At 40.7% G+C, this 15,457-nt stretch carries 17 protein-coding genes and 1 tRNA gene; 15 read left to right on the forward strand and 3 right to left on the reverse strand.

Translation table 11 applies throughout. The features are described 5' to 3' along the window. Positions 1–3 precede the first annotated feature (3 nt). Together selB and selA are read right to left on the reverse strand one after the other, a co-directional pair. Positions 4–1,863: a selenocysteine-specific translation elongation factor gene (gene selB, locus CKV74_RS01865; protein WP_095176665.1), complete on the reverse strand. Its 1,860-nt coding sequence runs from the start codon at positions 1,861–1,863 to the stop codon at positions 4–6. Next, on the reverse strand, positions 1,860–3,236 hold the full coding sequence (gene selA / locus CKV74_RS01870; protein WP_007243450.1) for an L-seryl-tRNA(Sec) selenium transferase: 1,377 nt from the start codon (positions 3,234–3,236) through the stop codon (positions 1,860–1,862). The genes selB and selA overlap by 4 nt, the downstream gene beginning before the upstream one ends. A 99-nt stretch (positions 3,237–3,335) precedes the next feature. Here selA and CKV74_RS10445 point away from each other — a divergent pair. Next, positions 3,336–3,430: transfer RNA gene (locus CKV74_RS10445), tRNA-Sec, on the forward strand. A 51-nt stretch (positions 3,431–3,481) separates the two neighbouring features. On the opposite strand, the gene CKV74_RS01875 is transcribed toward CKV74_RS10445, so the two are convergent. Continuing rightward, positions 3,482–3,907 (reverse strand): hypothetical protein, encoded by a 426-nt coding sequence (locus CKV74_RS01875; protein ID WP_007243448.1) that lies wholly within the window; start codon positions 3,905–3,907, stop codon positions 3,482–3,484. A 153-nt stretch (positions 3,908–4,060) separates the two neighbouring features. Between CKV74_RS01875 and CKV74_RS01880 the strand changes: the two genes are divergently transcribed. From CKV74_RS01880 to CKV74_RS01945, 14 genes are read left to right on the forward strand one after another with little or no spacing between them, the layout of a single operon-like run. Continuing rightward, entirely contained in the window at positions 4,061–4,495 is a 435-nt protein-coding gene (locus CKV74_RS01880) for a hypothetical protein (RefSeq protein ID WP_095176666.1), read from the forward strand. Then, positions 4,495–5,229, forward strand: coding sequence for a beta-ketoacyl synthase chain length factor (locus CKV74_RS01885; RefSeq protein WP_007243481.1), 735 nt, complete (start codon positions 4,495–4,497; stop codon positions 5,227–5,229). The genes CKV74_RS01880 and CKV74_RS01885 overlap by 1 nt, the downstream gene beginning before the upstream one ends. Then, entirely contained in the window at positions 5,214–5,996 is a 783-nt protein-coding gene (locus tag CKV74_RS01890; protein WP_095177127.1) for a lysophospholipid acyltransferase family protein, read from the forward strand. Before CKV74_RS01885 ends, CKV74_RS01890 begins: the two co-directional genes overlap by 16 nt. Further along, positions 5,974–6,231, forward strand: coding sequence for a phosphopantetheine-binding protein (locus tag CKV74_RS01895; protein ID WP_007243468.1), 258 nt, complete (start codon positions 5,974–5,976; stop codon positions 6,229–6,231). The genes CKV74_RS01890 and CKV74_RS01895 overlap by 23 nt, the downstream gene beginning before the upstream one ends. Before the next feature lie 9 nt (positions 6,232–6,240). Beyond that, positions 6,241–6,492, forward strand: coding sequence for an acyl carrier protein (locus CKV74_RS01900; RefSeq protein WP_007243452.1), 252 nt, complete (start codon positions 6,241–6,243; stop codon positions 6,490–6,492). An 8-nt stretch (positions 6,493–6,500) separates the two neighbouring features. Then, positions 6,501–8,171 carry an ApeI family dehydratase gene (locus CKV74_RS01905; protein ID WP_095176667.1) on the forward strand — a complete coding sequence of 557 codons (1,671 nt, stop codon included), beginning with the start codon at positions 6,501–6,503 and terminating at the stop codon, positions 8,169–8,171. Then, complete coding sequence (locus CKV74_RS01910) at positions 8,152–8,703, forward strand: COG4648 family protein (RefSeq protein ID WP_007243480.1); 552 nt, start codon at positions 8,152–8,154, stop codon at positions 8,701–8,703. Before CKV74_RS01905 ends, CKV74_RS01910 begins: the two co-directional genes overlap by 20 nt. Continuing rightward, positions 8,696–9,997, forward strand: a complete 1,302-nt coding sequence (locus CKV74_RS01915) for an AMP-binding protein (protein ID WP_095176668.1) — start codon at positions 8,696–8,698, stop codon at positions 9,995–9,997. The genes CKV74_RS01910 and CKV74_RS01915 overlap by 8 nt, the downstream gene beginning before the upstream one ends. Then, complete coding sequence (locus CKV74_RS01920; protein ID WP_007243464.1) at positions 9,990–10,712, forward strand: glycosyltransferase family 2 protein; 723 nt, start codon at positions 9,990–9,992, stop codon at positions 10,710–10,712. Before CKV74_RS01915 ends, CKV74_RS01920 begins: the two co-directional genes overlap by 8 nt. Continuing rightward, on the forward strand, positions 10,709–11,632 hold the full coding sequence (locus CKV74_RS01925) for a lysophospholipid acyltransferase family protein (protein WP_007243445.1): 924 nt from the start codon (positions 10,709–10,711) through the stop codon (positions 11,630–11,632). Before CKV74_RS01920 ends, CKV74_RS01925 begins: the two co-directional genes overlap by 4 nt. After that, positions 11,629–12,072, forward strand: a complete 444-nt coding sequence (locus CKV74_RS01930) for an acyl-CoA thioesterase (protein WP_007243482.1) — start codon at positions 11,629–11,631, stop codon at positions 12,070–12,072. The genes CKV74_RS01925 and CKV74_RS01930 overlap by 4 nt, the downstream gene beginning before the upstream one ends. Next, complete coding sequence (locus CKV74_RS01935; RefSeq protein ID WP_007243463.1) at positions 12,069–12,653, forward strand: LolA family protein; 585 nt, start codon at positions 12,069–12,071, stop codon at positions 12,651–12,653. Before CKV74_RS01930 ends, CKV74_RS01935 begins: the two co-directional genes overlap by 4 nt. A 13-nt stretch (positions 12,654–12,666) precedes the next feature. Continuing rightward, positions 12,667–14,952 (forward strand): MMPL family transporter, encoded by a 2,286-nt coding sequence (locus CKV74_RS01940; RefSeq protein ID WP_007243455.1) that lies wholly within the window; start codon positions 12,667–12,669, stop codon positions 14,950–14,952. Between the two features lies 1 nt (position 14,953). Continuing rightward, entirely contained in the window at positions 14,954–15,457 is a 504-nt protein-coding gene (locus tag CKV74_RS01945) for a hypothetical protein (RefSeq protein ID WP_007243442.1), read from the forward strand.

Raw genomic sequence — 15,457 nt, forward strand, 5'->3', positions numbered from 1 at the left:
CCTTTATAGGTCAAAAATATCTTTATCACGCAATATATGTTCGTTACCACGACGACGTAGGAAACCGCTACGGTCAAAGTATTCCATCAATTGTACGGTCAGCTTACGACCAAAATTGAGCTGATCACGTAATTCATTGACTGAAATACGTCCCGACTCAGCGGCCATTTGTTTAATTAAGCGAGCATAGCCATAAAGGGTTTCCGCCAAAAAGAAACGATCCTTCACAATTGGGATTAAAAAACCTAATTTACCGGCCTTATACATAAAATTTCGCATGGCGCTCTCTTCCAGCCCGAGGGCATTGGCCATATCGCGTACCCAAATAGGCTGTCCGGAGGCTTTTTCAAACTCCTCTAACACGCTATGCCATAAAGCTTGTTCAGATTCAGAAAAACCGAGTTTATGTTGCGGAAGATGTAACCAACCACGACTTTGTGCCAACCGGCCGTCATCCAACAAACGTTCAATTAAGTGATAAATCAATTTTTCTGGCTGATTAAGCGCGGCAATTCGATATAGACGCGCCTTAGCTAAACCCAATTGATCATCGTGCTGTTCATGATAGTTACTTAATACCTCAACTAATGAGGCTTCTTTGGCAGCCTGATAATCCGCATTAAAGCACCAATCTTGATAGCGTTCAGCACCGATTAAAGCAAGTTGTTCGTCTAATTGGGACTCACTTAATTGTTCAAGCCAACGTAGGTATTGTGCCGTTTGTGGCCCCTGCTGCAAAATCAATACCAATCGTTCTTGTGTTGAGGATGCCTGACGTAAAGCCTGTAAATAAGCTAAGCGAGAAGCGGTTCGTTTATGACGTTTCGGTGAATTAATTTCCACAACCCGAGCCCCACCAAGCAAACTTTTTGCATCCCCTGAACGGATAATCAATTTATCACCAAAGGTTAAAAATAATGGCTGAGTCAAAACAATTTCGGCCAATATTGTGTCATTCGGTCGAGCATTTTTTCTTTCCAATAAAGCCAATTTACCGGTCGTACGACTGGCTGCATGATAAACGTGTACGGACTGCATTTCAGACAATGCCACATCCGTCGTTAAACTCACGGTAATACGCTCAGTTGGTAGCGGAATAATATCGGAAAATAGCCAATCACCACGAGCTAATGGTTGTTTATTTAAATCAACGTTTAAATTTAATGCCAATCGCTGATCTGCCAATCCTTGTGCGGATTCCGTATTTTGTGCATGAATATTTTTTACCCGAACCCGCTCACCGTTGGATAAATAAAGTTCATCTTCAATAAGAACTTTTCCTGCAAAGGCTGTTCCTGTCACGACAGTTCCAGCCCCTTTCACACTAAACACGCGATCGATGGCATAACGAAATAGTTTATTGATTTCACCTAATTCTGGCAACGTTGCCAAATAATCACGCAATTCAGCAATACCTTGCCCACTATGAGCTGAGGTGACAAAAAAAGCCGCATTCGTTAAAAATGGATAATGAGCTTTCAGTTGTTGTGCCAAACTTTCAATTTGTGAAACCTCTGCACGATCCGCTTTAGTTAATACCACAATAATTTCGTCAAACTGTAATTGACGTAAAATAGCTAAATGTTCACGAGTCTGAGCACTAATACCTTCATCAGCAGCTACGACTAACATGGCATAATGCACGCCTCCTAACCCTGCCAACATATTAGCTAAGAATTTCTCATGGCCAGGTACATCAATAAACCCTAACACCCGTTCCTCTAACGGAAGATAGGCATAGCCTAAATCGATCGTCATGCCACGTTTTTTTTCCTCCGGCAAATGAGCTGTATTGGTACCGGTTAGCGCCTGCAAAAGTGCAGTTTTCCCATGATCCACATGGCCTGCTGTAACAATAATCATAGTTCGTCCACCGTTTTAAGTAATTCTGATAAATTCGCTACACTGCGTAAATCCAAACAAATCCGTCCCTTTTCAATTCGACCGACAATCGGCTGTGACAGTTGCTTCAAGCGACTCATTAAAGCCAACGGCTCAGGGGCTGTAATTGCAACTGCTTTGGATGGCAACATTGCCATCGGTTGAGAACCACTACCAATCTGTGCCTCACTATCAATAATTTCGATATGATAATTTGAATTGAGACGTTGACATAAACGTTCTGCCAATTGCTGAGCCTGCTCTGCCAATAATTCTACGGGCTGCGTGAGTAACTGAAGAGTCGGAATACTTGAAGTGAGTTTTTCTGGTTGTAAATAAAGTCTCAATGTCGCTTCCAATCCGGCTAAAGTTACTTTATCGCAACGTAATACTCGCTTTAATGGATGAGCTTGTAGTTGCTGGATCCAGTCCCGTTTACCGACAATAATCCCAGCCTGTACTCCACCTAATAATTTATCTCCGGAAAAAGACACCAAATCCACGCCTTGTGCAACCTTTTCCTGTACCGTTGGTTCTGTAGGTAAACCGTACTGGCTTAAATCAATTAGAGCTCCACTACCCAAATCAGTAATCACCGGAATATTAAACTCATCTCCCAACGCAACCAATTGCTGCTCACTAACCGATGCAGTAAAACCACAAATTTGGTAATTGCTACAATGCACTTTCATTAAAAAGGCCGTATTTTCATTGATCGCCTGGCGATAATCTTTAAGGTGAGTTCGATTGGTTGTTCCGACTTCAATGAGCTTACATCTCGCTTGCTGCATGATATCTGGGATCCGAAAAGCCCCACCAATTTCAATTAACTCACCACGGGAAATAATCACCTCTCGGTCCTTGGCAAAAGTAGCCAACATCAACAATACCGCAGCAGCATTGTTATTTACGATACAAGCAGCCTCGGCACCAGTCAGTTCAGCCAATAATGCACTGACATAATTATCGCGATGGCTACGAGCACCTTCGGTCAAATCATATTCTAATGCCACATTATGCCCCATTGCATTGAGCGCCGCCTGTTGAGCACTTTGTGGCCACAGCGCACGACCTAAGTTAGTATGTAGGATCGTACCGGTAAGATTATGCACGCTTTGAATTTGAACCCGTTGCTGCTCGGCCAAGCGCTCAGCCAAATAGGATAAAGTGCGATCAATGTCTTGTAAGAAATCCGGGCTATGTTGTTCACGTTTAATAAATTCACGGGCTTCAATCAATAATTGACGGCCGCTTGTAACGACAGCCTGATGGCCAAATTGATTAACCAATTCAACCCCCTGAGGGGTTTTCAATAATTTATCCAGAGCGGGAACGGAGCGAAAAAGTTCGGTCATAATATATCCTGTTATCCACAATAATTAAGCGGCATTATACGCTAAAATCAATGAGATTTGACCGCCCGACAATTATCGGTTAGAGTAAAGCCACTCTTTGGAGGGGCGTCGTTTCCGGTGAAGCGGCAGGACTTCAAATCCTGTTAAGGACGCCAGCGTTCTTGGGTGGGTTCAACTCCCATTCCCCTCCGCCAAATAAATTAAAAAAAGCAGGTTTTAAAGCCTGCTTTTTACGTATCAATAGATTATTTTACAATATCGCCTTTCAACGCTACCCCGCCGATAATATTTCCAGTATGGCATTCATATTGACTCGGACTACTATAGGCTTTCTTCTTGTAATAAGAAACGATATTACCAACCTTAGTTGCACCTTTAGATTGTGCTTTCTCCTGTAACTGTTTTACTGCAGATAAAAAAGCCCAACGACAGGCTTCTTGTGGAGTTTTATTAGATGCATTAGTTTTCTTATTAGTTACGGCATCAGCAACAATGACTCTACCTGGGGCAGGTCGGCCGAAATATAATTTAACTCCCGGATTTAACACGCTCGCAGCTTCTGGTGATTTCAATGCTTCATCGATAGAAAAATGATGTGTAGAATCTACCGGCGCACAAGCGCTAGCTGCTAAAATAGCTAATGCACAAGGAATCATACGGAATAATTTCATAGTTGCTCCTTTAATTTTCAACTGAATTTCCAACAGAAGTATAGCATTCTTTATACAAAAACCACTATTCCTATGATTGCTTTAATCTGATGCTATGGGTAGAATTGGGCAATTTTTTTACTCTCTATATTTTAGATTTAATAAGGAATTCCAATGAAAAAGCTCGTTTTATCTCTTTGCGGCGCTTTATTTTTGCTTTCAGGTTGTTCAAACGGCGGCGTTGATGAGGATGCATTAACGGCGGTCGATAAAAATCAAAATATCCGTCAAGTTTGTATTAAAGGTAGCACAAGAGGTGCTCCCGATGACTTTATGGATAGCTTAATTGCTAGCTTAAAAAAGAAAAATATCATCGGAGAACGGGTGAAAGACAACCGTACAGTCTGTAACCATATTTTATCTTTTAGTGCTAAAGGTAACCGTAACATCATTGCACGGGCCCGCTTACGTATATTAAGCGGTATCAACAATCAGCCGCTAGGTTCTGTATCCTATAAATTAAAAGGTGAGGAAAAAGACCGTGTTGCACAAGTCGGCTTACAAGGACAAACCGATTTAATGGTTAATCAACTTTTTAAAAATTACTAATGAACCAAACGATTTGCCAATTTTCTTTCAGCCTCTCCGCTTGGAATATTGTCTGCGATAAAGTCCTAAGCAAAGAAGATTGGCTACGAGAACCAGAGGATTGGTGGCAACATGAATTTACTGATTTTGCTCCCAAATTAGCATTTCTGCCGCCATTAAAACGACGCAGATTAAACCTCTCTGCCCGTTTATTTTTTGAGGCTGCGTGGAATTTATTAGAAGAAGATGCCAATATCCCAGTGATTTATGCTTCCCTAAACGGAGAGGTAAACCGTAATTTTCAATTGTGGCATTCACTATTAACCGAAAACGAGCTATCTCCAACCTCCTTCAGTCTATCTGTGCACAATGCACTAGTAGGGCAATGGTCTGAATTTCGAGGGGTAACGGCTGAGACTGAAGCAATTACCGCTAATGGCGATAATTTAGAAATAGCGCTATTAGAAGCTTACCTACTACTAAATGAGGGGCATCGTAAAGTTTTGGTCATTTGCGGAGAGTCACCTTTAGAACAACAATATAACGCTACGCCGGTAGAGCGTTTTCCCTTTAATTACAGTCTAGCGTTACTAATTGAACAAGGTCACGACTATCAATTAACTCTATCAACCCAACCTCATACGAAAACGAAGATAAATTCATCTTTGGAATGGGTAAGAATGCATTATAGCGATAGCCATCAATGGACAACCCGTAGTAGTAACGGAGAAACATGGAAATGGTGCAAAAAATAGACTGGCTACGACGTTTTTTAGCAACCACATTAGGTTTTATTTTTTGGGGGGGTGCCGGCATCCTGCTACAACTTTATCTTCTAAGATACGCAAAAAAAACTCACTCTCTGAATGAACAACTAAAAGCCCGTAAAAAAATAGGAAAAATATGGAGCTATTTCGTTCGTTATTTAAGTTGGAGCGGGGTTTTAAAAGTTGAGTACCTGGGATTTGAGAAATTAGGCCGTCCTGGACAACTAGTGATAGCAAACCACCCATCTTTATTAGACGTTGTATTAATTCTAAGCAGACAATCGGACTTGAATTGTATCGTAAAGAAGGATCTACTAAACAATCCGACAATGCGAAATCAAATATTAGCCTGTGGTTTTATTCCCAATACCGAGTCAGAAGAACTGCTAGAAACCTGTGATCATGTATTGAAAGAACAGGCTTTATTGCTTTTTCCGGAAGGAACCCGAACCGGATGGGATGGTGAGGTTAAATTAAATAGAGGTGCTGTATCATTAGGATTACGCAGTGCTCAAGTAATAACACCGATCATTATAAAAATGAATCCGCTAAATTTTAAAAAAGGGCAACCTTGGTATCGTATTCCAAAACAAAGAATTCACTATCAGTTAATTGTCGGTGATGATATATATCCTCAATCTTGGCTTACTGAAAAGCCTTTGCCAATAGCCTCTCGACGTTTAACTGTTTACTTACAAGATTATTTTAATTCTCATACAAAGGATAACCAAAATGGAACTCGAACAACAAATTAAAGCATTAATTATTGAAAGCTTGGCATTAGAGGATATCTCTGTTGATGATATTGAAACTGATATGCCATTATTCTCTGAGGAAGGATTAGGATTGGATTCTGTTGATGCACTAGAGCTCGGTCTAGCGTTACAAAAAACTTATGGTATTCAACTCAGCGGAGAAAATAATCAATCTCGCGAATACTTTACCAGTGTTGCGACTCTCGCTGATTTCGTCCGCTCTCAAACCCAATAAGGATACCCCATGACCGAACAAGAAATTCAAACAATTCTTAGCGAAGCCTTGCAGTCTCTCTTTGAAATCGAGCCGGAAAGAATCAAACCGGAAACCAATCTATATCAAGACCTAGAAATTGATAGTATTGATGCTATCGATCTTATCGACTACATCAAACGAAAAACCGGCCATAAATTACAGGCTGAGGATTTCCGTAATGTGCGCACGGTAGATGATGTTGTTCAAGCTGTACTTAAGCTTAGCCAAAAAAGTGAGTAATCCGCACAATGCTCTCCTACACCGATAATGCGCTAATTTCCTGCAATCCAGACTGGACTTACCGAGACTTTTGTCAACGGGTTGCACAAATTGCTGCTGAATTTCAGCGACGAAAAATTAATGCCGTTAGTATTTGGTTTAATGATAGCGCATCACTTACCTGTGTATTATTAGCAGCCTGGGAGGCTAACGTAACAGTGTTATTCCCTCCCAATCTAACAACTGAAAGTTTGCTATGGGCAAAAGCTAATAGCCAGCTTTGGTTAACTGATAATGAGGTTGTAGCTGAAAATGTCGAACAATTTTCATCCTTTGGCACCCTAAATCAAATATCAACAAAAAGACCTCAATTTTCCCCCACCAATCAAACCGAACTGTGGCTAAAAACCTCAGGTAGCACTGGTGAAGCAAAGACAATCGTAAAAACAGCGGAACAAATGTGGCGCGGCGGGAATGTTTTAGCCAAAACGGTACCTTTTGAAGATGGAAATCATATCACTAGTCTGGCTACAGTGAGTTCACAACATATTTATGGTCTTACTGTACACATAATGATGTCTCTACAAAAAGGTTGGTGTATTGGAAGACATCAATTGTTTTCACCACAATGCCTCATTGAAAACACTCAAAAAAATAATACTGTTATCGTGAGCAGCCCGGCGATGTTAGGAAATATAGATTGGACACAAACCATTCTACCGACAAACGTTTCTGGTTTTATTTCCTCTGGTGGTGTACTTCCGGAAAGTATTGCCGAGGAAATACGCCAACAGTCCGTAGTGTCAGAAATTTATGGCAGCACCGAAACTGGTCCAATTGCTATTCGTAGTGACAACAGCCTTTGGCAAAAACTTCCCGACAGTCTATTAGGTTGCAACAAAAATGATGAATTATGGATAGAAGCTGGTTGGTTATCTCAACGAGAACAAACGGCCGATGTCGTCGAATTCTCATCCGCAGGTTTTCGTTTATTAGGACGGGCCGATCGTATCGTAAAATTGGCCGACAAACGTATCTCCCTTGCTGCAATTGAAAATATCTTGTTACAAACCGAGTGGGTTGAAGATTGCTATCTTGCCTGCCATCATGAAAAAAGCAGACTAGCAGCCTGGATTGGTTTAACTGAAAAAGGTATCGAACTTTTCCGTGAACAAGGGCGTCGAGCATTAATTAGTCAATTGCGTCGTCACTTAATTAATAATGTGGAACTGCCTGCTATTCCTCGCTTTTGGCGTTTTACCGATAAATTGCCACGGAATAGCCAATCCAAAATCAGTAAAGTGGAATTCCATCAAATTTTTAGTGATAGTTGTAAAGATGCTAAATGGGCTAATCCGCAGCAAACGGATAATGAATATTCTGTTACAGGTAAAGTGCCACTGGACTTGGTCTACCTTGCAGATCATTTTGATCGTTTCCCCTTAGTTCCAGGCGTTATTGAACTTCAATGGATCTGCGAACAAGCAAGCCAATTCCTGCAAACAAATATTGACTGCCGATATTTTGAAAAATTAAAGTTTCAGAAATTCCTTCGCCCTAACGATGAATTCCTACTGCAATTAAAATGGAATGAAAAACTCCATAAACTACATTTTTCCTTGAAAACAGCCAGTGAACCATGCTGTAGTGGTATAGCCGTACTCAATCTAAAATCAAGCAATGTTGAAGATCATCATTAATCTTTTAGTTAGTCTGGCAAGTATCGCCTATCCATTACTTTGGTTATGGAATGATCAAAGTAATGGGTTATTTGCTCTGCTCTGTCTTCTTATTCCACTATGGTTTATTAAAGGTCTTTATCAACATTCCACTGCTCGTTACCTCTCATGGTTTACCGGTACTTTGTTAAGCATTATAGCTATACGTGGCTCTGTTGAGGGGATGTATTGGTATCCACTAGTCATCAATGGGATTTTGTTATTGCTATTTGGTAGCAGCTTGTGGCAATCACAAACAGTAGTTGAACGACTTGCAAGGATCCAAGAACCAAATCTTAGCTCAGCAGGCATTCGCTATACCAGAAAAGTTACCATTTTATGGTGTAGCTTCTTCATTTTTAATATGTTTGTGGTCGCAGTAGCATTACTGTTAGGTCAATATCGTTTTTGGGCGCTTTATAGCGGGGTTATTTCCTATATTCTATTAGGCATTCTAATGAGTGGTGAGTGGTTAGTCCGACAACGTGTTAAAAGAAAAATAATTAATGAATAACTTTATCGATAACTTTTTAATTGCACGAAATCCAGAATGGTATTGGACGGATTTTCGTTATCGCAGCCAACAAATAGCACAACAGTTGCATCAGGATAACATTAGTACTCTTGCTTTCTGGTTTGAGGACTCTGCATCTTTTGCCTGTGCACTATTAGCTGCCTGGCAGGTAGGAGCTCGTGTTTTGCTACCACCTAATCTACTCGATGAGAACACCCTGTGGGTCAAGCAAAACGCTCAATTTTTAATGGATGATGCAATATTTTCCACGTATGGTAAATCTCAACAGGTTGCAGATACACCTTTTGAATGGCCAAATCAAGGCGAAATTTGGTTAAAAACCTCCGGTTCAAGCGGAGAACCCAAAATCATCCGTAAAACGGCCGAGCAAATGTGGATTGAATCCCAAGCAATTATACAAAGTCTGCAATTACCTAAGGGCGATATTCAGGTTGTATCTAACGTATCGCCGCAACATCATTACGGTCTATCTTATCGAGTCATTTTACCGCTGACCCAGCAATGGAGCATTGCTCGTAAACAAGCACTGTACCCTGAAATTTTAATTGCTGAAAGTAATTTATCAAATAATAACCTATGGATTACCTCACCGGTTTTTCTAAATCATTTTGAACCACAATTAAAACACGAGCTACACAGTCAATTATGCGGTATTGTTTGTTCAGGTGGCGTATTACCAGAAACTACAGCACAAAAAATTCGTGATAATTTTAATGCTCCGTTAATCGAATGCTATGGTAGTAGTGAAACCGGCGCCATAGCATTCCGAGCTGACAATGGGTTATGGCAACCTACTCCACTAACCCGAGTAGGTTTAAATGAGCAAGGTGCATTATGGGTTGAATCCAAATGGTTATTAGAGCGGGAACAAACTGCTGATGCGGCTATTTTAGATAAAGAAAAATTTAAGCTATTAGGACGCTTAGATCGCATTATCAAATTTGCAGATAAACGCATTTCCCTCAATCAAATTGAGCATGACCTATTAAAGCATCCTTGGATTAATGACTGCTATATTGCACAACATAGTAAAAGGCAACGTCCAGCAGCTTGGATTGCTTTCAACAAGCAAGGCATTGACACATACCAAGTTCAAGGCCGACAAGCAGTGATTAATGAGTTACGCCAATATCTAGCGCTTACCCAAGATAAAATTGCTATTCCACGTTATTGGCGGTTTAGTAACAAACTGCCACGTAATGCACAATCTAAAATTAGCCGGCAAGACTTCGATAATATTCTACAACGTCCACAAGGAATGCTTAATGAGTAAGGTTATAGCGATAATTCCACACTACAATCACTCTGCAACTGTTGGTTATGTAGCCCAGACTCTCATAAACCAGGGACTGGAAGTATTAATTGTGGATGACGGCTCCACCGCTGAACACCGTCAAGCGTTATCCAACTTAAACTCAATCAAGGGCTTACATATCCACTACCGTAGCCAAAATGGTGGTAAGGGTGCAGCAATGAAATCTGGCTTTCAATTCGCCCTGCGACTAGGGTATACGCATGCATTACAAGTTGATGCCGATGCCCAACATAATCTTGCTGATGTTCCATTAATGCTGCAACAAGTGGAAAAAATGCCAGAAGCAATTGTATGTGGCCGACCAATTTATGGAGATGATGCACCCAAAGCCCGGCTATACGGACGCAAGATCACTAATTTTTGGAATGCTATACACACTTGGTCATTTGATATCAAAGATGGCATGTGTGGTTTTCGTATCTATCCTCTTGCACCAGTAGATAGATTATTGCGACAACAATCCCTTGGGGATGGTATGGATTTTGATATTGACATAATCATTCGAGCTCATTGGCAACAAATCCCACTTAAGTGGATAGATACCCCAGTTAAATACGATAAAAACGGTACATCGCATTTCAAAGTAGGAAGGGATAACCTACGAATAAGTCTACTACATACCCGCTTATTTTTTACCATGCTAGTCCGCTTACTACAGGGTAAACCACTATGAAATCAAAGCATTGGGCAAAACAAAAAGAGCGCGGTAATGCCCTAGGGCTGAATATCACTCGACTTGCTGTACAATATTTCCCGCTATGGGGTATCCGAATTTTTAACATTCTTGTGGTAAGTTATTTTTACCTCACAGCAAGACAGGCTAGACATAACATTCACCGCTATTACTATCACTTAACATCGCACTATCCAGAATTACAACTGCCGTCCAACAAAATTTTTCGACATTTTCTAGCCTTTGGCGAAGCCATTACCGATCGTTTTGCTGTTTGGCAACGTAAAATTCGCTATAACGATCTGTGGATTGATGATGCTGATAATTTATATGCAGATATGAATAGTGGTAACCGTGGGCAATTATTGGTCTGCTCCCACTTTGGCAATATTGAAATCTGCAGAGCATTAGTTGATGAAAGTCCGTTGCCGAATTTTAAATTAACCGTATTAGTGCATAATAAGCATGCAGAAGCATTTAATCAGGCATTAGTTAAAGCTGGAGCCTCCGAACTAGAAGTCCTCCAGGTAGAGGATTTGGATACCCCAACCATGTTGGGATTAGTTTCTCGTATTGAACGGGGCGAGTGGATCGCTATCGCTGCAGATAGAATTCCTGTCCGAGGTGAAAAAACCGCTGCTGTTTCTTTTTTAGGTCAACCCGCACAATTTCCTCAAGGAGCATGGTTATTAGCCTCATTGTTAAAAACCCCACTAAATACACTTTTTTGTATTAAAGAAAACGGCCGATATCATTTCAAACTACGCCGTTTTTCTCCGACTATTCTCGGCCGCGGTAAGGAGCGTAGTATAAACATCCAACAAGCCATGCAACGCTATGCGGAACTCTTGGAACAAGAATGTCGGGAAAACCCGCAATACTGGTTTAACTTTTATGATTTTTGGAATGATCAACAATGAAAAAACATATCTATTGCCATAGTAGCAGCGAATACGAAATTCCTTTTTTTGATGTAGATTCAATGGATATTATGTGGCACGGACACTATGTTAAATATCTGGAAATGGCACGCTGTGCTTTTCTAGAGGAAATTCATTATACCTACGATGTTATGCGGGCACAGGGATACGCCTGGCCAATCGTACAACTCAATGTGAAATATGTGAAACCAGCCCGTTTCCGCCAAAAAATTAGGGTAGATGTTGCATTAGTTGAATATGAAAGTAGTATCCGTGTCGATTATGTCATTCGCGCAATTGACAGTGGTGAAAAATTAACTATCGCTTCAACAACCCAAGTAGCAGTCTCTATTAATAACCAAGAAATGCAATTTACCACCCCTCAATGTTGGCGAAATGCTGTTGAAAGCCATCCAACGTTTCAAAGAGAATCCGTATGAAAAAATATTTAATGCTTCTACTATTTTTATTTAGCACTTCTAGTTTCGCATTCTCAGAGCAGGAATTAATAAAACAGTTGCAACAACCACAAAATGTACAAGGTGATTTTGTTCAACAACGCTATCTCAAAGCACTTCCGACTCCTATTACCACAACAGGAGTCTTTACTTTAATCGCGAATAAAGGATTGTTATGGCATATGCAAACACCTTTTGAAAGCATTACCAAAGTAACCCCCCAAGGAATTATGCAATGGAATAATACCACCTGGGTAAATAGCGACAAAATTGGTCAAGGAGAACAAATTCGTCTATTCCTTGGTTTATTGTCAGGTAATATTGATGGTTTAAAAAGTCAATTTTCCATAAATGTAGACGGCTCATCCGAAAAATGGCAGCTAAAACTCGTACCCAACTCAATGTTAATGCAACAAATTTTTACCGAAATCCTAGTTAAGGGAGGTCATCTTGTTGAGGTCATAGAACTTCACGAAAAACAAGGTGATCGAACCGTCATCCAGTTATTAAATAGTAAACAAAATCAAACTCTGAGTAATTTTGTCCAACAATCACTAAACTAACGGTCTATTAATAATGAATTGCTTTAAAGCATTCTCGACAAAATACTTAAGAATGGCATGGTTATGCTGTTTAGCCTTTACCCTTTGGAGTTTCGGATATCAGCTCTATCGTGGCCAATGGCTTGAAACCGAGCTGCAATCACTGCTTCCTGGCGAATTAGAACTAACGGAAATGCAACGTCAGGCCGATATCATTCAAGAAAAGCGATTCAATAACCAATTAGTTGCGCTAATCGGTAATCCATCTGCTGAACAGGCTCAACAATTAGCATTAGAACTGGATTCAAGATGGCGGAAACATCAAGAATTATTTAGTACCGTAGACCTCAAAATCAATCCGGATCTCAATAAACTCCAAAATGAAATTAAGCAATTGCGGTTAGCGCTCTTACCTGCTCATATTCAACAAGAACTACAAACCGCTCCGCAACAATATTTTCAACAATATGCCGAGCAAATTCTGAATCCATTTTCTCGCTCCTCTCTACTTTCCATAGAACAAGACTGGTTGGGGCTAGGGCGCTTTGTCACCACTCAAACCATCGGTCAAACGGCCATGTCCTGGGATCCGCAAAGTGCTATGTTACAAATTAAACAGGCGAATATGACCTGGATATTGCTACGTGCGACTTTACAACCACAAAACCTAATGGCACCTAGCAGTGAACTGGCTCTACTGATGGAACAATCCCGGGCCTACGTTATCAAACACCAAGGTCAATTTCTGGTGACTGCCGCAGCATTATTTTCTAGCGATGCAAAACAAAAAGCAGAATCAGAAAGCACCTTGATGACAATTATCGGGCTCAGCCTAACCCTATTACTACTTTGGGTAAGCTTTCGCAATTGGCGGGTATTATGGCTATTTTTACCGATATTTGCGGGTATGCTAGGTGGTATTACCGCTACTATTTCTGCTTTCGGGCACATCCATATCCTTACACTGGTTATTGGCACCAGTTTAGTCGGTGTATTAATTGACTTTCCATTACACTGGTTAGCATCATCATTATTTACAAAACATTGGCAACCGACAGTAGCCATGCATAAACTACGCTTTACTTTTGTCATCAGTTTATTAATTACTTTACTCGGCTATGTATTACTAGCCTTCACCGTGTTACCGATTCTGACGCAAACAGCCGTATTTTCCATTGCCGCATTAATTTATGCATTATTAACCACAATGTTGGTGCTACCTCCACTGTTTCCTACAAAAAATTCTCCTCCGACAGAGCGGCTACAAAAAATTCGCCATATTCTTTATCAAATAAGTTATTGCAGTATTCCAAAACCATTATGGATATTACTCATTGCAATATGGCTTGGTGGTATTTGGCAAAGTCAGTGGCAAGATGATATCCGCCAATGGGTGTCTCTTCCCCCTAAAATGGTGGCTGAGGCCCAAAAAATTGCCGAGCTTAGCGGAATTAACTTAAGTAGCCAATATTTTTTAGTCATCGCTAACAATGAGTCCGCTCTTTTGAGCAAATTATCCTCTCTAGAAACAGTACTACAACAACAAGGAGTAGAATTTCAATCACTCGGCCAATGGTTCATACCAAAAGAACAGCAACAGCTACTACAGCAACAATTAAAACGACTCACACCGCAAGATTATGCACCTTTAATTGCGTTAGGGATTCCTTTAGAAACATTAGAAACGGCCGCAACAGAACTACAACAACAGTCGCTGATTGATTTATCTCAAGCCTTACAAACGGAATTGGGACAAAGTAAGCAACAGCTTTACCTTGGTCAACTAGATGAACAAACTATTGCAGCCATCATTCCTATCAACAATACATCAGCAAATTTGCAACAATTGGCCAATGGGCAGGATATCTTCTGGCAAAATAAACGTAATCTGTTAAATCAGGCCTTTGCCCATACTCGTGTACAAGCGGCCTGGCTAAAAGCATTTTCTTTTCTGTTAGCAGGGGCATTGCTATGGCACTTTTTTGGTATTAGAAAAAGTTTACAAATTCTAACACCGCCGTTATTAGCTATCACAATTACACTTTCGTTGCTGGGGTGGCTAAATATTCCTATCGGATTATTTAGTTTATTCGGTCTACTATTGGTTTCAGCCATAGGCATTGATTACAGCGCCTATATGCAAAGCGCTCAGGAACCTTTATCCTATAAACGTATTGCGATATTATTAGCGGCAACGACTACCATAATTTCCTTTGTTTTATTAGGCATCAGCAGCACTCCTGCGGTAGCAGCATTTGGCTTGAGCGTGAGTATTGGGGTAGCCTTTAGCGTATTTTTAACCCTACGATTATTTCGTTAATATGATTAAATTCTATTCTTCTTTGTTGCTATGCTGTTTCCTGACCGCCTGCTCAACGCTACCGCAGCCGCTTCAGCTACCACAGCAAACAACTCCCAATCGGCTTTTTAAAGTGGAGCAATTGGATCAGCAAAATCAGCTACAACAAGCCAGTCTACTCAGTTTGCAAACCACCCCAAAACAATGGCGTTGGGTACAAACTGATGCGTTGGGTACTCCTTTAGCGCGCGTACTATTGTCGAAGCAAGGTTGGCAGAATGATGGCTTTATCATGCCGAATCGTCAGGCACAATGGCTATACTCAGCACTTGCCAGTGCATTTAACCCCACACAACCGCTGTTTGCGCTGTCATCTGACATATCAGCCGAAAACACTCGCTGTTATAAACAGCACAATAACTTTCTATGGTGCACCCAATCACTACCCGGCTATTGGCTGATCCAATTAGCCGATAGTAGTCACTGGCGCATTACTGAACTTACCGAAAATTCTAATAAACCATAA

Origin of the sequence: Haemophilus pittmaniae (assembly GCF_900186995.1) — a bacterium.
In the GTDB taxonomy this organism is placed as follows: Bacteria; Pseudomonadota; Gammaproteobacteria; order Enterobacterales; family Pasteurellaceae; genus Haemophilus_D; species Haemophilus_D pittmaniae.